The following is a 16,128-nucleotide window of genomic DNA, read 5'->3' on the forward strand; positions in this document are numbered from 1 at the left end:
GAGGTCATGCAAAATTCCATGGCAATGCGGCATGATGCTCCGGCTTCAATTCAATAACCGTGTTGCACTCAGCTCCTGCAACCGCCGTAGATAGAAAAGAGAAAACAGCAGGAGGACAGATGCACATTTTGCTGGGCCTGGCTTGATAATCCCATACACCACGGAAAACGAGAGCCTTCCGTTAACTCGCCCCCTCCAGATTTCTTGATACCAAAACAGACGGTTTGGCCCTACCTAAAGGAGCTGCAGAAAGGAGTTCTACAGGCTAGCCCATTTCTCGCAACAGGTAGAGTTTGGCAAAAAAGAAGCCTAAAAACCTTTTACCCACCACCATATCTCGCAACCGTCAGAAACAGAAAAGCCCGGCAAACCGGGCTCCCTGAAACCGAACGCTGCATATTTAGCAGTTTTCAGCTTGATCATGTCACCAGAGACAGCGGTGGTGTAGCCGTTCAGAACCCAAGCCCAGACCCACTTTTTTTGCACATGAGTATTGATCAGTGCATCGCCCCGTTTGACTGACAGTGCTGAAGTGAATGCATGGATTGGCACCCACCAGTCAATTTGCTAACGTCACGCCACGCTCGCTGACATTGAGGGATGGTGGTGAGAACAGAAGCCCCGGAGGTATGGCGAATTCGGGGCTTCGCCTTAATCAGCATTCAGATCCCCGATCTCATACAAGACCATCGATACAACGAATGCCCAGGATGCGGTCAGTAACACCGCCATTCATAGCGCGCAACGTGCCCGTTCTTCCTCACTAGCTTCGTAGCGACAAACGCAATTGATCAGGGTGGATTCTTGAGATCCTCATTCTCCCTTGGTCATACTCACCAGGAACTGAAATCAACGGATAGCACCATGCCCCTCACGCAGCCCAAACAAGCATTGCGCGACGATCTTAAAGAAGCAGCAGCCACCCTCAAATGGGCTGGCGTTGATCTGGTCGCAGTAGCTGACCGTATGAAGGCAACTGGCGATGAGCAAGCAGCAAGCGAGCTGCTGGAGATAGCTCGCTCATTCCAAGAGGTTGAAGACAAGTTAGAAGGTGATCCAGAGAGGGTGAAGGCTGGCTTGTAAAACACTGCCCAGGAACACTCTAGGGCTTCGGCGCCTTACGTGCTTTCCCTACCAACGCAACCAGCCTCCGAAGCTCATCAGCATCAGCGTTGTGGATCACTTCAAAGAGAAAAGCCCTCTGCTCAATCTCCCCATCCAGATCCGCAAAAAACTCTTTGACCGGCACGCCTAGAATTTCAGCAAATTTGTAGACAGCCTCGACCGTTGGGACGTACTCACCAGTCTCAAATCGACTGATCGTCTTTGGGTCGAATCCTGACCGATTGGCTAGCTCCGCTTGTGTGATTCCCTTCCCCAGGCGGTATTTCTTAATCGCTTTTGCAAGCACCACAGTTTTTCAGCCTGTTCACATATTTCAAACAAGCACTTCACCGTAAAAATCCTTGTCTACAAACGCTCTGTGCCATCGGATTTTTTGCTAAGAATACGATGGCTGGCGTAGAATCCGCTTCAGGTATCAGACGGCCACCACGCCGTCTGTCAGGGGCTCTACGTGTAACCAGGTCGAGGATTCAGGGAATGGCAGATCGCAATGAGAATGATAAATGGTTGTCGTATGACGGCCAAAAGCATGAAACACATTTCCAGGCCAACGAACGTGACAAAGCCCACGGCAAGGAAATGCGTGAGACCTTTCAGAAAGAGGTGAGCCTTAAAGGCAACCTTGTCCAGATTATCTACCTTGTAGTCTGCGTCCTTGTGTTTGCTGCTTCGCAGGGCTTTCAGAGTGGCTTGGGTTACGTCCTTCTCATCCCCATGGCGTGGGGTTTGTACGCGCTGACGAAATTCGTCAACAAATTCACACAAGAACAAAGGGACCGAGTGTTCGGATGGACACTCTTCATCATTGCGGTGATTTCAATAACGATGATGATAAAAGGAATCGTGAAATGAAAATTGCTGACTTAATGTTTTCAGCTTTGATTTTCTCCGCTGCCACCTTTGTTCATGCTGCCCCCAGCTTTTCGAAGAATGAAAGCTACAAAGACAATCAGGTCAGCGTAGACATACAAGGTTTCGGAAATCAGATTTTAGATCAAGCAGGCAAATCGAAGTATCTCAAATTTGATCTGCAAGGCACAGAATATGCCTACGTCATTGAACGCATGGGTTCGAACGATGTGCAATACACAGGCAACTCTAAAGACCATCAAGGTGTGATTTTTATCCGTGTCAGAGCCTTCAAAGACGGTTTTGAATTACCCAATCAGGTCAGCACGTTCAAGCCTAGCAAATATAGTCAGGCTATCCGAATAGAAAAAATGGACCGTAACGACGAGCGTCCTTATGAATTTGATCTTGGAATGGATGAAGACAAACGGTTGTTCTTAATCGACGGCCCTACGTCTACGACCCACTTAGAACAGGTCGATACAATTAAGAAGTACGTTTCAAGAAAAGACAAAAAAAGCCCTTACGCTTTCTAAATGGAATTTCATACCATGATCAAAAAAATCAGCAGTTTTGCATTTACAGCTTTGCTAATTTCAACAGCTACACTTGTACAAGCTGACACAAGCTTTTCGAAAAACGATAGCTACAATGAAAACCAAGTCAGCGCGGATATTCAGGGCTTTGGTAACAAAGTAATAGATCAAGTCGGCAAATCTAAATACATAAAGTTCGACCAACAAAAAACCGAATACGCATATACCATTACTCGCTATGCAGAAGGTGATATTCAGTACACGGGCAACCCTTCAGACATGAAGGGCGTGCGCTTTATTAAGGTACAGTTATTTGTGGACGGTACACCAGGGCGAACTCAAGTAAGTACGTTCACACCCAGTAAATACAATAATGCAATCAAAATAGTAAAAATGGATAGAGACGATGAAAGACCTTACGAATTCGATTTAGGTATGGATTCAGAAAACAAGCTTTATATAATCAACAAAAACGGAAGCACAACACCGCTCCAACAGGTCAACGAAATCAAACGAGATATACCACTCACAGAAAAATACAAAGACAGGATTTTTTAAGAACAAAAAAGGCAGTAGAGCAAATCTACTGCCTTTAAAACTCATCAAGCTTCTGCCTTATCCACCTATAATTTTCAATCTTATAATCTTCTTCTCATCAGGGGTTAAATTCATTGTAGCCAGTTTACCTACTGCAAAAAGGTAAGCGTCCTTGGTAGATGGAAGGCTTTGAGCAAATTCATCTTCAAAATTGTGGAAATATAGATTAGCTAATCTGTCAGCTTCAACAACCAAGTCATATCTAGCCAATTCCTCTGCTAATCGTCTTCTTTTTGCTTCTTGATTATGAAGCCTCACAGCCCTCACATAGTCATTATCTTTTTTATCTTCTAGCTCAAGCGCAATCGTTTCATATGTATTCATTTTTAGTAAAGTTTGTTGTTAAGCGAATTATAGCATTTCACTTTAATCAAATTTACCATTAAGCAACAATAATAAAACAGACTCAAAGGTCTGTATTAATAGGTTTCCAATTCTCTCTAAATTCTTGATGCTTTTTCCGCTCAAGATGGATATTCATATCCAGACTCAAACATTCGTCAACCTCATCATCTGTTTTTTTATGTGTGATCGGCTCTTCATCATCGTAGTAGTTAAATGGCTTCTTTTTCCCTATTTTCATTTCACTGCCTCCTGCTGACCAATCAGCTCAAGACTCAGATCATAAAGCGCAGAAATAGCCTGACCACTAAACGCGATAAAAATTGGCGCTCGGAAATTCATCACTTTAATCTTTGTTATCTTTTGCATTTTCTTTGTAAATTTTAAAAATTTATCACCCTTCACTCTAATCTTTACCTGAATCGACAACCTCTTTAGCTGCTCACCTTCGACATTAAGGTCAAAAGCCTTCAACGCATTAACTTCATCGACTGTTATTTCCTTTCTCATTTTTTGGCTTGTTTGTTTGTATCTATTATAGCATTTCAAAATGGTATAATTTGAGAAACAAACCTTACAACCAATGAAAATAATAAAAAGATGGCTGATGCTTTTTTCAGCAATCATAGCTATTACTTTAACGACAGTACCTCTCAGCTACGCAGAACCGATTACAGGTGAATCAATATCAGAACATTCAAGCGGATTTGTCGGAGTTGATGACAACGACGATGCATATGACGCAGATGTAGATAATCCCAACGGGGACGAATATCAGAATTTTATTTCAATAATAATCTGGCTAACAAAAACCATCAGTGTATTTGGGGGACTAATATTTGTAGTCATAGCCTTTAAAAATATGGTTCTTTACACAGAAGTGGGCGCGGGGAGCAAACACGATGTAAAAAATAAAATGATATTCGGACTAATCATTGGTGTGCTAATGCTCAACATTACATCCACTGTAGATTCGGCTGTTAAAACTTTCAATTCAGAATCCAAGGGAGCCTGCTATATAACAAATGAAGATACACTTGAAGATTGGAAGATCGGTAAAAACAAAGATATGTGTTGGAGTGTTGCAAGCAGTCAAATATCTGGACCGACATTTGACAAAGTGAAATCAATGATTGACTCGCAAAATGCTGGCGGTTTAGAAGGAAACCTTAAAAACATAATATCTGGCCTTCAGATGATTGGGTTTCTGTTTTTCGTGAATGCTTTATTTGCCCTTCATAAAATGGCTACAGGTTCAGGACAACGCAGCTTCATCGGTGTCATGGGACAGCTCTGCGCTTCTACATTAATAGTCGATTTGGTTCATACATTTGCCACCGTACAAGCCACTATGAAACTGCTCGGGCTTGAAGTATAAAAAAGCCCCACATGGGGCTTTTATTAATTTAAGGATTTCACTCGCTAATGAATTGATCAAACAGGCGCTTGGAAATTTCATATCTACATTCGTTGTAAACTCCACGCTTGATAAGAGCCATTTTCAGCACATTCTCTAAATAATCGAATTCTGTTGCCGTAGGGTCAAAATCGTAACTGACTAATATCCGTGCAGTTTTAAAAGCATCACGCAAAAGCGCTTCTTCTTCTTTCTTGTACTCAAGAGCCCAGCGTTTGTAATCAGCCAGGGAACCGCCCTTCTCTTCCACAGGCGTAGCCGGCGGCGTTGCTATAGCTACGTCTAAGCTTACTTCTTCCTCTACCTGGACGATGCCTAGAGGCTCATAGGACTCGCTCACACCCAAGGGCACAATCACATCAGGCACAACGACAGGCCATTCATCTTCCTCGATGCCTAACGTAGCCTCAACAGACGCAACTGAATGCGCAGCGGTGGATGCTGGTGCTGGTGCTGGTGCTGGTGCTGGTGCTGGTGCTGGTGCTGGTGCTGGTGCTGGTGCTGGTGCTGGTGCTGGAAGCTTGATTCCTACCAGCGATGCATTCAAGCCACGATTTTCAGTTATCGAGCTTAAAGTCTGAATCAGTGAGTCAGTTCTTTCCGCGACGTTCTCTTTTGACTTTTCCGTACCGAAAAGATCTGGTAAATCAATCTGCACTGTTGGTTCGTTAAAATTTAATTCATTCATATTGTACACAGTTGTTTTTGTCATTATAACAAATGCGCTTTGCCAAAATGGTATAATACGTTAAATAAATAAAATCCTTCACATGCCGAATTCAAACATTCACGTATTAAAGCCAGCCACGAGACTCACATTTCAAGACTTCACAGCAAACGGAAAGCCATCAATCAATCAGAATCTTATCCAAACTCTAGCGAAGCTGCACCAAGCAAACACAAGTGAGCTTATGATTTACACTTCGCAAAGAAAACGTTTCAGTACAAAGATACAGGTGCATTTCACTAGAGACTTATTACTAGAAAGACACATCTGCATTACAGCACCTGAAGCTATTCGCATAGAACACGAACACTACTGCTGTTTTGAATTCGACATTAGCCATAGCGCCAAATCTGAAAATGAAGAATATTTAAAGCTACACCTTTGCCGCTTTTTCAAGGTTGTGGTGAATTACGACACTTGGGATTCTTTTACTAACGAAGACTACAGTAAAGCGTATAGGAAATTCATGCCGTACAGGAGCCCTTCAGAAACGGCCATCAAGATTAGCCAAACAGATCTTCTTCAAGGTTTACGCTCAATAACAAAAGACCTTGAAAACACAGTAATCAAATACATCCCAAATGGAGAGGAAGGATTTGTAGAGTTAATGCAAGATATGGAAACAAGAACACATAAGCTATTCGTCTCAATTGAAAACCGATTAGGAGAATTGCATTGCATGGTCGCAGTGGATGCGATCACTTGCCAGGTGTTTGCACACTACCCCAAATCAAATCTCAAAGACCTCGCATATTTCAGTAACGTCTTCCTAAAAGAATCCTCCTAAAAAATGGTATAATCTATAAAAACAAACTTAAAAATTATGCAAAATTCAAAACCCTCTACAATCCAAGCTTATGCCAAATACTATAAAATTGAACGCTTCATAAAATTTGCAATGCTTGCGCTTGCTATATTGATAGCTTGCTCAATTTTCATGAGCCATTCCATGGGCAATTTTAGTTTCATAAATTGGTTAGAGGTTGTTTCTCAAAAAACAAATTTAACTCAAATTATTTGCGGCTCAATTGCTTACATCGCAGTACCAATTACCCTCTCCTACCTAATCATTTACAGAAACAAAAAACATCAGGCTTAATGCCTGATTTTCTTTATCCTATATGTAAAGTTTCGGCGCGCTCAAATGGTATAATTAGAGAAGAAAAAACAAACAATGCCAATATGTTTAAAGCCAGCCTAACTAAAGGTCGAGAGATTCCGATCAATGATTTGAACGAATTGCTTTACAGCAAGACTTTCGATTTCGATCCAAAGCCCAATACACTTGACGAAATCAATAGTGCCAAAAATTACACAGAGCTGAGTAATCCTTTCATTCTCTACAAGTACAACAAAGAAATTGAATTTCTACTTTTCTTTTCGAATTGCCCGACCCGCAACGATTTAATCAACGCGCTTATCTTTGACGATTACTCACAACGTTTGGCTAACAAACCTTTCGCTTTTCGTTTGAAGTGGTTCTATGAGAAAGACCTGAAAGGCTTCCTAAAGTCGCTATATGCTTTTCCTACTGAGGCACTGAATGTCAGCGGCTATAGAGCCAATAGCCGTTGTACGGATCATAGATTCCGAATCAGACATGACTGGGCACAGATTCAAAACGAAGAATCATTAAACAACTTCACTACGAATGAAGAAAACTGGCTGGCATTTGACGCTTTTCAACTATGCCAATTCGATGAGTGGGCTGAAAAGGCTAGACCAAACAGCATTAATGAATACATCGCTTTTTTGCTAAAGAAAAACTATGCCCGATACTTTACGCATTACGTGAATAAACCGGAATGGCTTAGATACCCGTTAGATTACATGACAGAACACCCCTCACTTCATAAAGACATGCTAATCACTTATGAACCATTTCTGAAAAGGTATGGGCACCTTTTCGCTAGATACAATGAAACGTATCTGAATAAAAAAGCCAAGTCATACAGAGCCTTTCTAATGGCCACCAAACCTCAACAAATACTAATGAAAATCCTTTCAATACCAACAAATATAGCGAGACTATTATGACAGACGAATATGATGAAGACGCAATACATCAAATGATGGAAAACCTAGATACGGGAATAAATGGTGATGATGAAAAAGACATTCCCAATCCGAACGTTGACATCCTAGATCAAATTTTTAACTCCGACCCTCCACCAGAAGATAAATCTTACTTCGGGATTAAGAAGAAACTAGGCGCCCCGCTGGATAAATACTGCACTGCATTTGATCAAATAATCACAAGCAATTTTCTGAAACAACCAATCGAAACCTGTGCATCTCTAATGTTTGTCACTAGCATGATTAGGACTTACACAAAAATCAAACCCGGCTCATCCGAATGGAAAATGTGCATTGAAGAGGTAAAGGCATTCGTAAAACACATGGATGACTATTATAGTATTTTTAAGTACACCCAATTCGAAAACAACAAGATCAACACTCACTTTGTAGAAAATCTATTCGAGCTGGACAGGATTATTTTCAAGATGGGTTATTCGAAGGTCAAATGGGAATACAGACAACCCATGGAAATTCTAACAATCTGCCTTAAATTTCCAACGAACAAATCAGTGCTAGCCGAGATATTTACAGATTTACAGGGCGACCTTTAATCGCCTTTTCTGTAGGTGCTTGTCGTATCAAATGTGTAAAGTTCATCGAATAGAACATCTGCATTCTTCTGTAGTTTCTTATCCAAAAAGCTTTTCAAGTCTTCATCACCCACCAGGTGAGGTGTTTTTAAGGCTTCATGGCGCGCTACAGAAAGCGGTATGCGCTGATTATCAGCGAAGTACTGCCCTAGCGTCGAAGCAAGCTTACGCGCAATCACAGCATAAACCTGACCCTCCACATCGTCACGCCCAGCTTCCAGCACCGAGTCAGGCAGATCGATGCACGCAGCGTGGATTACGTCAGTGATAAGCCGTACAAGTCCCCCTTCAGGCGTCACAGACTCATCAGCTAACAAAGAGAGAATGATCTGACCTTCGTTCGTAGCTCCCACTGAGAATTCATGATGCACATCCCGTATCAGGGAAAGCGCTAGCTCTGCAGACTGGGTACGCACGTCAAGGACACAGAAGCCCTTGCCCTTCACGAGAACAGACGCCAAGCCGTTGGCCGTGGCTGTCACCTCTTCACCGTCATGGGAAACAACAAGCGGCAAGGACCGTGACGAGCGAATCATGGTGCTGATCAAACGTTCTCGACATCTATTGAGGAATTCAGGCTTCGCCACCAGCTCATCTGCAGCTTTGGAAGCCTCCTTGCTTCTTGGCCTTTGAGCTTGGTTAGGTACGAAGAAGGAGAACAGCCCCTTCATCGAAATCATGGTTTGTACCCCCTTTTAACTGCCTCCCTCACCGTGTGGTCGTCTTGCTCATTCTTTTCAAGCTTGTGCATTTCTGAAAGAATTTTACCTCCATTAATGCCATTTAGCTCTAATGATACTTTGTGTAGATTTCCGTCTTTCGCTTTTTCACCAACAATATTTTTAGAATCTTGTGAAATTGAAATATCAATACTTAAATCATTTGAAGCCTTTCCTGTTAAATCTTCAAATGTGGACAGATTCCCTTTGGAATTCATAACAATGCTACGAATTGTATTGCCTACTTCTCTCATGCTTAACTCATGAATATACCTCTCTCCTTTCTCGACAGTTTTTGTGAGAAAAGTTGCGGATAACTTTTTATCGACTGTTGAACCAGTTACATGATCGCCATCTGGACTAAAACCAATCTCTAAATTATGCTCACTGGCCAAAACTTTACTTTTACTCTCTAAATATTCTAAATCACCACCGCAATATCTTAATATTCTCAAGGTGCGTTGTTCCAAAGCCTCTTGTGCAGTGATTGTTCTTACTCCTGCAGTTAAGGGTGGAGCTTGTGAATTCATTGGTTTTGCGTTGTTGGTTGATTCCGCATCAACTTTGACAGGTTCGATTTTAGGCTTTAACTCATCCATAAGGTATCTGAAATCTTTATCAAGAATGACAATTCTCTTATGATCGATACCTGCAGCATGAAGCGTTTTATAACATGACACGAAATATTTTTTACGTTCTTCATGGCTTACTAAATCTGAATCTGTTGAAAGCTCAATGCTTTTTTTATTTCCCGTATAATTATGTCTTGCTTCAAAGTCAACAACCTCTTGAACCCACGGACCATTGATATTTACATAAAATCTAACCCCACCTGTTCTGTTGAGGTCAAATTGTGTTCTATTACTTTCATCCGCTATCTTAATCTTGGAATTAGAAAACTCCATAATTGACATATTGTACTTTTCTAGAATCACCTTTAATTCAGCTAGATAATCTTTTGCCTCGACCATAGAATTTTCGGGGCTTTTAGCCAGCTCTGACTCTGGTACTCGCTTAACATTTATACTAGCAATAACCTTGTCACGAAATGCCCCATCTGTATCAGTCAAATAATCATATTTAGTTTGACTATTGCTTCCCATACCAAACGTCTTAGATTCTTCTGCGAAAGCCTTTAATATATCATCGCTATATTGTTCTTGATTTTCAGGCAAATCATTGATGACACTAGGTGTAGAATCTGCATCTTGAAAAGACTGAATTACATCTACTGTATTCTCTGAGAATCCCGTGTCTTTTTTTCCGCCAAAAACCTCTTTGAGGTTATCTTTGATTTTGTCTATAAACTTCATTTTAGATTTGTTTGTTATTGCTTTAATTATACCATTTAGCAGTCATCAAATTATGCGCAAAAAAAAGAACCCGTAGGTTCTCTTATTATTTTTACATCGAAGGTTTATTTCTTCGACTTGTTTGCCTCTCTTCCACATCCACAGTTTTTGGCTCAAACAAAGCATCCGCGTTTGCTGCTTTGGCTGCATTGCTTGGCTTTATTTCTTTAAACTGATTATCTGCGCTTGAAATATTATTCAGTGCGTTGAACAACCCCGCCCCTAATTTTGAAGTCCCAACTACGATGCTACTCAGAGGAAATGTCTCCCTCTCTTTTGTATTACCATTTACTTTCGAAACAACCACGTCTTGGTAATCATCTGAAAATGACAAATCAATCCCATTTTTCTTTAGATAAGATTTTTGCTTAACAAAATTTTCGAGATTCATACCTGATCTTATGATTGCCAACTGACCTTGACCTTCAAGCGAATTGAAGACCCTTCTGTACTCTTCAGCATCAGGCATCTTTGAAGTATCAAATTGAAAATTTCGATCTGGAATGCTCGCATCACCCCCAACCTTTGTGACATTAAAGGTACTGCCATCTTGTGATATTTTAATCTTTAGCCCTTCTGTTTTATCTAATTCTACCCCTCTATTTATCATATCCAATATAGAATCTCCCCTCCTGAATAACCCTTCGCCCAAAAAGATCTCTTCAATTCTATCTTTCACTACATCGGCGCTCTGCTCCGCAGGAATTTCTTCTTTTGGTTGAGCGACCTTTTGAGAGGATTCAGCCACTGGTGCAGCAGGTTCACCTGGCTTTTCAACAGGCTTGTTTTGACTCACAACATTAACACCAGCTACAGCAGATTCTTCTGGATTAGCTGCCTGTGCGTCTGTTTTGTACTTTGCAAGAATAGAGTTGAATTGCTCGTTTTTTAAAATAATACGATCCAGGCTTACGCCAGACTCTATCAACGTACCAATGGTGTTCTTAATGAACTCTTCTTGCGCAGCAATTGCTTCTGCAGTCTTTTTAGAATCATCTACCCACACCTCAAGCACGGTGTCAGGCTGGTGAAATTTAAAAGGAGCTACCGTTCTTACAATGTCTTGATTCATCTGACAATTCAAATCGCCCTCATTGAATCGTATATCACCACTATGCTTTACACTCACATCAATAGCGCGTTCTTGCCCTACTTTGATGAAGAAAAGGTCTACGCCGTCATGAATGTCGTCTTTCTTCTGCATTACTTTTCTATCGTATTTTTTACCTATTTTCAGTAGAGCAGAAACGAATTCATCCACTGGTAGCTGTTCTTCTTCCTCTTCATTAGACAGCTTTGTTAAAGGAACTGCGCGTTTAACATTCACCCCCCCGCTGATAACTCCTTGTTGTTCAATGTTAGGTGCTGGATTTGGTTCAGGTAGTTTCTTAGCGAAACCTTTCTTGGCAAGCATTGCATCAATATCTTTGACTTGCTGTTCCGCATCTATTTCGGATGCTTGATTTCTTCGGGCCAGCGCTTGCCTTTCTTCGTCTTTTGTATACTTCATATTAGATCTGTTTGTTATATGAACAATTATATCATTTTCTTTTTGAAATCTTTTTCGAACGTTGAATTACGCCATAAGCCACACCATTGCCTGATGTTCCCTGATAGCATGATGGCGTACTGCCAACCTGACTCTTTGCTCAATCATCAAAGGACTGACCATGCGATATGAAATCACTGGCATAGACTACGAGGACTACGAACCACCCACGCTTGTCGAGGACCGAAGCCATAGAAATCATTGGCTGAACCGGGCTAACGACCTGCACGCATCGGCTGGTGCAATCTGGTTATCAATGCGCAGCGACAATCCGAAAGAGGTCACTGACAAGCTTGGCTTGGGGGATGGGTTCAGCATGTCCACCGCATGCTTTCCTGTCTACCACATGCTTTGTGGCCTTGCCCTAGAAGTCATAATGAAAGCAGTCCTTGTGAGCCGTGGTGAACAGGCTCCCGAGATTCACGACCTAAATGACTTGGCCAACCTTATTGGCATGAAACGCAACGTCAACGAGAAACGCATTTTGCGGTTCTATCAAGAGTCAGTCATATGGGCTGGACGTTACCCTATCCCGCGAAAAGCTAATGACCAGATGCTTCGACAATACTGGGATCTAGCAAATAAGGTTTTGACGAAACCAAAGCCCATGGGCAAAGAGACCGTGTTGACATTCTACGTCGCCAGCGGAGCTACCTCGTGGGATAGCTTCACAAGCTTGTATGGTAGCTACAGCAGCCTATTCGATCATCGCTACCCAGCCAAGGCCAAATAAAATGAGCGAGTGGGAAGAATTCTGTGAGTCCCGTGGCTTCTCCACAGGGGAAGACGGCTATGAAAAAATCATCGACAGTCTTGAGAAAACTCCACGTCAAAAATCTTCGAGCCAACCGCCTCCCTGTGATCTTAACCAGGAGGAAGTGAACGCTTTGATCAAGCTTGATGCACACGGCATCCCCAAGCATTCCGAAATCTCTCTTATGGTTTGGACGGGACAAACGGCTGAAATCGGTCACTGGTCATTGGATGGCTTGATCGTGGGAAAAGATGAAGGGCTGATTGTTCGCTTTCGAGAAAAGGACGGTGATTATTTCGCACCTTTGCACATGCTAATCGAGGCACTGCGCTCAACCGGCTTTCCCCTGCAACTGGAAGACCAGCTTGTCATCTGGGATTCCAAAAATGAGTGTTTGGATAGCTGGCGGGGTATTTATAAAGAGTCTTTCTTGGTCCAACGTACCGATAGGGTTCCCTCGGGACAGGACGATCTGAACATGCTGCACCTTGTGGATCGTGCAAAAGCCGCTGACCATTCTTTGAAACCACTACTGGTAGCAGCCACTGACCTTGAACGGGCATTGGCCGGTGGAGTTGTTGAGTTCATTGATGGTAGCTCGCTGTCATCAGAAACCCTGTCTGATGCTTTCCTTGTTTACATCACGAGCAAGGGCATACCTGTCAGCAAGCCGCTTTGGTCGATGGATGAGTTCGTGATGGAGCTTCACACTCGAAATGGCACCTACAAACTCTCAGATGGCAAGGTTCGCACGGTAAACGGCCCCGCTCGACTCACTGCCGGTGCAATCCTTCTCGACAAGGAAACGAAGTACCCAACGTACTACCTGCGGGCCGACCATGGGACAATCTACCAGCCTGTGTACAGGAAGATTTCCGAGGACGATATCCAGGACCACGACCCAAGCAACATTTTCGCAACTGATGGTGCCCACCCTCTTGAGCTGAACGGAACGCATAGCGCTGATCGGTACGTTACGACACTGCTCTATGCAGAGCGTTACCAAGGCAGTTTATTCAACGGCATAATGGACGAGGATATTTTTCGATAGCGCGAAAAGCATACCACTTACAAACAAGTAAAATACGCCGCACTACATGGATCTATAAGAGGTTTTCAATGGAATATTTGATCGGTGCAATCGTGGCCGGAATTATCATTTTTGTTGTCTTGGTAAAATCCAAAACAGACAAATTTAATAAGCTCACACGGATGCACTTTCCGAATTGGATTGCATTATTTTCCAACAGTCAAATGCCGGAAAATCACGGGATGGCGCGAGCATTGATCCTTCAAACCTTCCACCTTGCAGAAGAATTCGGAGCCATCACCCCGACCGAGAAACGCGAACTCGACGCCGGATGCATGAAGGAAGATCCTATAGAGATTCTGAATGGGTGGTTGGAGCATGCTTTGCCCGTCGTAAGGAGAGAATTTGGGGATGCTGAAATCGCTACTTCGGAGGCTCGATTAATCGGAGTTTTGATGTTGGTTAGCGTCAAAGGTGTACGTCCAGAACGTGACCTTAACGAATTTCTAAAACGGTTCAATTAGGAACGTCAGCATGGATGAAATTGACCCTCAAGCCCTCCAATTTAAAGAGGTCTGCGCCTACTACGGTGCAGCCATGCATATGGCCCAGGTGCTTGAGCATGGGATAGTGAACGCCATCTTCTTCCTGGACTTTTTACCTAGTAAAAAATCCAAATGGACTGACACAGAATACGAAGAGTTTTTTGACGGTAATTTCTCCAAGACGTTTGGCGCGCTGGTCCATTCCTTGAGAAAAGTGATGACCGTACCGCAAGCCTTTGATGACCTGATTCGCAGATCCAACAAGCGCCGTAATTACCTCGCCCATACCTTTTTCCGCGAAAATATGGACGTTCTTTACGCAGGTGGTTTTGATGAAATCGTCACCAGATTAAACGATGACATTGAGCTGTTTCGAGAGGCAGATGCTGCTCTCACAGTCATCCTCGAACCCTTGTGGTTAGAGAACGGTTGGACCATAGAACGGATCGAAGCGGAGGCTGAAAAATACCAAGCTGAATTGCGTAGGTCCAAGCCAGACGAGGTGGTCTGATGATCAGAAGCAATGGTGATGATTCATTCCGTGCCTACCTCACTGCCGGGACAGAAAACCTAGAAGAGATCCTTGAAGCAGGTTCCCCGTTCCTGACCATGATGGACGACCTCGATTCGTTCCTGAATCAGCATGTGAGCGGCCCGAACGTCGAGATCGATAATCAGATAATCCACCTATTGCGAATCAACGCCCGTTTTCTTTTGATGACCGGGTTTCGCATTGGCCTGACAGGCCACGTTTCAGGGATTTTCCCCATTCTACGCACGGCACTGGAAACCGCTTGTTACGCACTGCTGATGTCGAAGAACGATTCCCTGTGTGACATATGGTTAGGTCGTAACAGCTCATCAGAGGGCTTCAAAGCCTGCAAAAATGCTTTCAATAAACCTATGAAAGACGCTCAAAAACTCGTGGATGAGCATGACCCTGTACTGGGTGCCTGGATGTATGCGCTATACGAAAGCACCATCGACTTTGGCGCACACCCCAATCCGAAGACGGTGACTCTTCATACTAGATTCACTGACGATGACCAGGGCATGACTTTGATTGAAAATATTGGTCTCTATGGTGTCAGCAATTATGGATATGAAGGCGGGCTACTCGCCTGCGTCGAAATGGGTTTAGCCACTGCATTGGTTTTGTCCATGACACACGACAAGGTGACTCGTGATGCTGTACAGGCTCTCCAGGCACTCAATGACAGGAAGAACGAGCTGGAAGATATGATCAGAGAGAAGCACCACCATAACTGATCAAAAAGTGATCATCCTTTCGTTGCTGGAGTGTCGCCGTTCGGCTACACTTGCTTCATGAACACAATCATCACTACCCATGAATTTGATAACTGGCTGAAAGGTCTGAAAGACGTACAGGCACGTCTACGGATCGTTTCTCGGATCTTGAGTGCAGAGGCGGGTAATTTTGGTGACTGTGAGCCGGTGGGCGAAGGCATCAGCGAAATGCGGATCTTCGTCGGGCCGGGATACCGTGTGTACTACACGCGCCGTGGCGAGGTCGTTTACCTGCTACTGTGTGGCGGCAATAAGTCATCACAGAAACGAGACATCAAGCTTGCCAAATCCATCCTCGATGAGATCGAGCAAGGAGACGTAAAATGAGAGAACTCAAAGCATTTGATGCATCCCAGTACCTCACCAACGAGGACGAGATTGCTCAATTCCTGACCATTTCTTTGGAAGACCCAAACCCTGACGTGTTCCTTCGCGCTCTGCAGGAAGTCGCCAAGGCTCGTGGCATGAGCCAGCTTGCTAAGGATGCTGGTATCAATCGTGAGAGCCTGTACAAAGCGTTGGCACCAGGTGCGAAGCCCCGGTATGACACAGTGTTGAAACTGGTGAATGCATTAGGCGTGAAGCTGACGGCCCAGCACGTATGAAGGG

At 43.3% G+C, this 16,128-nt stretch carries 23 protein-coding genes; 15 read left to right on the forward strand and 8 right to left on the reverse strand.

All coding sequences use genetic code 11. The features are described from left to right. Positions 1-864: 864 nt before the first annotated feature. Entirely contained in the window at positions 865-1,083 is a 219-nt protein-coding gene (locus BOP96_RS25975; RefSeq protein WP_056788923.1) for a hypothetical protein, read from the forward strand. Positions 1,084-1,102: 19 nt separating this feature from the next. Here BOP96_RS25975 and BOP96_RS25980 read toward each other — a convergent pair whose 3' ends face one another. Next, positions 1,103-1,411, reverse strand: a complete 309-nt coding sequence (locus tag BOP96_RS25980; RefSeq protein WP_073454456.1) for a helix-turn-helix domain-containing protein — start codon at positions 1,409-1,411, stop codon at positions 1,103-1,105. Between the two features lie 191 nt (positions 1,412-1,602). On the opposite strand from BOP96_RS25980, the gene BOP96_RS25985 reads away from it, so the two are divergent. From BOP96_RS25985 to BOP96_RS25995, 3 genes are read left to right on the forward strand one after another with little or no spacing between them, the layout of a single operon-like run. After that, the gene (locus BOP96_RS25985; protein WP_073454390.1) at positions 1,603-1,977 is read left to right on the forward strand and encodes a hypothetical protein; all 375 of its coding nucleotides are present in this window, start codon (positions 1,603-1,605) and stop codon (positions 1,975-1,977) included. Beyond that, positions 1,974-2,510, forward strand: a complete 537-nt coding sequence (locus BOP96_RS25990; RefSeq protein WP_073454392.1) for a hypothetical protein — start codon at positions 1,974-1,976, stop codon at positions 2,508-2,510. The genes BOP96_RS25985 and BOP96_RS25990 overlap by 4 nt, the downstream gene beginning before the upstream one ends. 15 nt (positions 2,511-2,525) lie before the next feature. Next, positions 2,526-3,068, forward strand: a complete 543-nt coding sequence (locus tag BOP96_RS25995) for a hypothetical protein (RefSeq protein WP_073454394.1) — start codon at positions 2,526-2,528, stop codon at positions 3,066-3,068. 57 nt (positions 3,069-3,125) lie between these two features. On the opposite strand, the gene BOP96_RS29870 is transcribed toward BOP96_RS25995, so the two are convergent. The 3 genes from BOP96_RS29870 to BOP96_RS26000 form a co-directional block, all read right to left on the reverse strand. Continuing rightward, a complete protein-coding gene (locus BOP96_RS29870) occupies positions 3,126-3,431 on the reverse strand; it encodes a hypothetical protein (RefSeq protein ID WP_122749038.1) in 306 nt (101 codons plus the stop codon). 82 nt (positions 3,432-3,513) lie between these two features. Further along, on the reverse strand, positions 3,514-3,690 hold the full coding sequence (locus BOP96_RS30200; protein ID WP_175563016.1) for a hypothetical protein: 177 nt from the start codon (positions 3,688-3,690) through the stop codon (positions 3,514-3,516). Further along, complete coding sequence (locus tag BOP96_RS26000; RefSeq protein ID WP_138726249.1) at positions 3,687-4,076, reverse strand: hypothetical protein; 390 nt, start codon at positions 4,074-4,076, stop codon at positions 3,687-3,689. The genes BOP96_RS30200 and BOP96_RS26000 overlap by 4 nt, the downstream gene beginning before the upstream one ends. On the opposite strand from BOP96_RS26000, the gene BOP96_RS26005 reads away from it, so the two are divergent. Continuing rightward, positions 4,057-4,827, forward strand: coding sequence for a hypothetical protein (locus tag BOP96_RS26005; RefSeq protein ID WP_073454398.1), 771 nt, complete (start codon positions 4,057-4,059; stop codon positions 4,825-4,827). The genes BOP96_RS26000 and BOP96_RS26005 overlap by 20 nt on opposite strands. Before the next feature lie 37 nt (positions 4,828-4,864). On the opposite strand, the gene BOP96_RS29875 is transcribed toward BOP96_RS26005, so the two are convergent. Next, complete coding sequence (locus BOP96_RS29875; protein WP_138726250.1) at positions 4,865-5,554, reverse strand: hypothetical protein; 690 nt, start codon at positions 5,552-5,554, stop codon at positions 4,865-4,867. Between the two features lie 223 nt (positions 5,555-5,777). On the opposite strand from BOP96_RS29875, the gene BOP96_RS26015 reads away from it, so the two are divergent. The 3 genes from BOP96_RS26015 to BOP96_RS26025 all read left to right on the forward strand — a co-directional run bounded on the left by BOP96_RS26015 (position 5,778) and on the right by BOP96_RS26025 (position 8,223). Further along, the gene (locus BOP96_RS26015; protein WP_138726251.1) at positions 5,778-6,380 is read left to right on the forward strand and encodes a hypothetical protein; all 603 of its coding nucleotides are present in this window, start codon (positions 5,778-5,780) and stop codon (positions 6,378-6,380) included. 311 nt (positions 6,381-6,691) lie between these two features. Next, positions 6,692-7,630 (forward strand): hypothetical protein, encoded by a 939-nt coding sequence (locus tag BOP96_RS26020; RefSeq protein ID WP_138726252.1) that lies wholly within the window; start codon positions 6,692-6,694, stop codon positions 7,628-7,630. Continuing rightward, positions 7,627-8,223 carry a hypothetical protein gene (locus tag BOP96_RS26025; RefSeq protein WP_073454407.1) on the forward strand — a complete coding sequence of 199 codons (597 nt, stop codon included), beginning with the start codon at positions 7,627-7,629 and terminating at the stop codon, positions 8,221-8,223. Before BOP96_RS26020 ends, BOP96_RS26025 begins: the two co-directional genes overlap by 4 nt. Here the strand turns inward: BOP96_RS26025 and BOP96_RS26030 are convergent. The 3 genes from BOP96_RS26030 to BOP96_RS26040 all read right to left on the reverse strand — a co-directional run bounded on the left by BOP96_RS26030 (position 8,220) and on the right by BOP96_RS26040 (position 11,843). Beyond that, a complete protein-coding gene (locus BOP96_RS26030; protein WP_073454409.1) occupies positions 8,220-8,942 on the reverse strand; it encodes a hypothetical protein in 723 nt (240 codons plus the stop codon). The two genes, BOP96_RS26025 and BOP96_RS26030, sit on opposite strands and share 4 nt — an antisense overlap. After that, complete coding sequence (locus BOP96_RS26035; protein WP_238346865.1) at positions 8,939-10,294, reverse strand: hypothetical protein; 1,356 nt, start codon at positions 10,292-10,294, stop codon at positions 8,939-8,941. Before BOP96_RS26035 ends, BOP96_RS26030 begins: the two co-directional genes overlap by 4 nt. 91 nt (positions 10,295-10,385) lie before the next feature. Next, positions 10,386-11,843, reverse strand: a complete 1,458-nt coding sequence (locus BOP96_RS26040; RefSeq protein WP_073454411.1) for a hypothetical protein — start codon at positions 11,841-11,843, stop codon at positions 10,386-10,388. 160 nt (positions 11,844-12,003) lie between these two features. On the opposite strand from BOP96_RS26040, the gene BOP96_RS26045 reads away from it, so the two are divergent. From BOP96_RS26045 to BOP96_RS26075, 7 genes are all read left to right on the forward strand, one after another. Beyond that, complete coding sequence (locus tag BOP96_RS26045; protein ID WP_073454413.1) at positions 12,004-12,615, forward strand: hypothetical protein; 612 nt, start codon at positions 12,004-12,006, stop codon at positions 12,613-12,615. Between the two features lies 1 nt (position 12,616). Beyond that, positions 12,617-13,687: a hypothetical protein gene (locus BOP96_RS26050; RefSeq protein WP_073454415.1), complete on the forward strand. Its 1,071-nt coding sequence runs from the start codon at positions 12,617-12,619 to the stop codon at positions 13,685-13,687. Between the two features lie 68 nt (positions 13,688-13,755). After that, complete coding sequence (locus BOP96_RS26055) at positions 13,756-14,190, forward strand: hypothetical protein (protein WP_073454417.1); 435 nt, start codon at positions 13,756-13,758, stop codon at positions 14,188-14,190. 10 nt (positions 14,191-14,200) lie between these two features. Next, on the forward strand, positions 14,201-14,722 hold the full coding sequence (locus BOP96_RS26060; protein WP_073454419.1) for a hypothetical protein: 522 nt from the start codon (positions 14,201-14,203) through the stop codon (positions 14,720-14,722). Continuing rightward, on the forward strand, positions 14,722-15,480 hold the full coding sequence (locus BOP96_RS26065; RefSeq protein ID WP_073454421.1) for a hypothetical protein: 759 nt from the start codon (positions 14,722-14,724) through the stop codon (positions 15,478-15,480). The genes BOP96_RS26060 and BOP96_RS26065 overlap by 1 nt, the downstream gene beginning before the upstream one ends. A gap of 57 nt (positions 15,481-15,537) precedes the next feature. Further along, positions 15,538-15,846 (forward strand): type II toxin-antitoxin system RelE/ParE family toxin, encoded by a 309-nt coding sequence (locus BOP96_RS26070; RefSeq protein WP_056788882.1) that lies wholly within the window; start codon positions 15,538-15,540, stop codon positions 15,844-15,846. Further along, positions 15,843-16,124, forward strand: coding sequence for an addiction module antidote protein (locus BOP96_RS26075; RefSeq protein WP_056788879.1), 282 nt, complete (start codon positions 15,843-15,845; stop codon positions 16,122-16,124). The genes BOP96_RS26070 and BOP96_RS26075 overlap by 4 nt, the downstream gene beginning before the upstream one ends. Positions 16,125-16,128 lie beyond the last annotated feature (4 nt).

This window comes from Pseudomonas sp. FSL W5-0203, from assembly GCF_001896155.1.
GTDB classification, from domain to species: Bacteria; Pseudomonadota; Gammaproteobacteria; order Pseudomonadales; family Pseudomonadaceae; genus Aquipseudomonas; species Aquipseudomonas paracarnis.

What these genes read in the sequence shown, in the direction of transcription:
- BOP96_RS25975 (WP_056788923.1), top strand. Translation starts at nt 865, where the DNA reads ATGCCCCTCACGCAGCCCAAACAAGCATTGCGCGACGATCTTAAAGAA.
- BOP96_RS25985 (WP_073454390.1), top strand. Translation starts at nt 1,603, where the DNA reads ATGGCAGATCGCAATGAGAATGATAAATGGTTGTCGTATGACGGCCAA.
- BOP96_RS25990 (WP_073454392.1), top strand. Translation starts at nt 1,974, where the DNA reads ATGAAAATTGCTGACTTAATGTTTTCAGCTTTGATTTTCTCCGCTGCC.
- BOP96_RS25995 (WP_073454394.1), top strand. Translation starts at nt 2,526, where the DNA reads ATGATCAAAAAAATCAGCAGTTTTGCATTTACAGCTTTGCTAATTTCA.
- BOP96_RS29870 (WP_122749038.1), bottom strand. Translation starts at nt 3,431, where the DNA reads ATGAATACATATGAAACGATTGCGCTTGAGCTAGAAGATAAAAAAGAT.
- BOP96_RS30200 (WP_175563016.1), bottom strand. Translation starts at nt 3,690, where the DNA reads ATGAAAATAGGGAAAAAGAAGCCATTTAACTACTACGATGATGAAGAG.
- BOP96_RS26005 (WP_073454398.1), top strand. Translation starts at nt 4,057, where the DNA reads ATGCTTTTTTCAGCAATCATAGCTATTACTTTAACGACAGTACCTCTC.
- BOP96_RS26000 (WP_138726249.1), bottom strand. Translation starts at nt 4,076, where the DNA reads ATGATTGCTGAAAAAAGCATCAGCCATCTTTTTATTATTTTCATTGGT.
- BOP96_RS29875 (WP_138726250.1), bottom strand. Translation starts at nt 5,554, where the DNA reads ATGAATGAATTAAATTTTAACGAACCAACAGTGCAGATTGATTTACCA.
- BOP96_RS26015 (WP_138726251.1), top strand. Translation starts at nt 5,778, where the DNA reads ATGATTTACACTTCGCAAAGAAAACGTTTCAGTACAAAGATACAGGTG.
- BOP96_RS26020 (WP_138726252.1), top strand. Translation starts at nt 6,692, where the DNA reads ATGCCTGATTTTCTTTATCCTATATGTAAAGTTTCGGCGCGCTCAAAT.
- BOP96_RS26025 (WP_073454407.1), top strand. Translation starts at nt 7,627, where the DNA reads ATGACAGACGAATATGATGAAGACGCAATACATCAAATGATGGAAAAC.
- BOP96_RS26030 (WP_073454409.1), bottom strand. Translation starts at nt 8,942, where the DNA reads ATGATTTCGATGAAGGGGCTGTTCTCCTTCTTCGTACCTAACCAAGCT.
- BOP96_RS26035 (WP_238346865.1), bottom strand. Translation starts at nt 10,294, where the DNA reads ATGAAGTTTATAGACAAAATCAAAGATAACCTCAAAGAGGTTTTTGGC.
- BOP96_RS26040 (WP_073454411.1), bottom strand. Translation starts at nt 11,843, where the DNA reads ATGAAGTATACAAAAGACGAAGAAAGGCAAGCGCTGGCCCGAAGAAAT.
- BOP96_RS26045 (WP_073454413.1), top strand. Translation starts at nt 12,004, where the DNA reads ATGCGATATGAAATCACTGGCATAGACTACGAGGACTACGAACCACCC.
- BOP96_RS26050 (WP_073454415.1), top strand. Translation starts at nt 12,617, where the DNA reads ATGAGCGAGTGGGAAGAATTCTGTGAGTCCCGTGGCTTCTCCACAGGG.
- BOP96_RS26055 (WP_073454417.1), top strand. Translation starts at nt 13,756, where the DNA reads ATGGAATATTTGATCGGTGCAATCGTGGCCGGAATTATCATTTTTGTT.
- BOP96_RS26060 (WP_073454419.1), top strand. Translation starts at nt 14,201, where the DNA reads ATGGATGAAATTGACCCTCAAGCCCTCCAATTTAAAGAGGTCTGCGCC.
- BOP96_RS26065 (WP_073454421.1), top strand. Translation starts at nt 14,722, where the DNA reads ATGATCAGAAGCAATGGTGATGATTCATTCCGTGCCTACCTCACTGCC.
- BOP96_RS26070 (WP_056788882.1), top strand. Translation starts at nt 15,538, where the DNA reads ATGAACACAATCATCACTACCCATGAATTTGATAACTGGCTGAAAGGT.
- BOP96_RS26075 (WP_056788879.1), top strand. Translation starts at nt 15,843, where the DNA reads ATGAGAGAACTCAAAGCATTTGATGCATCCCAGTACCTCACCAACGAG.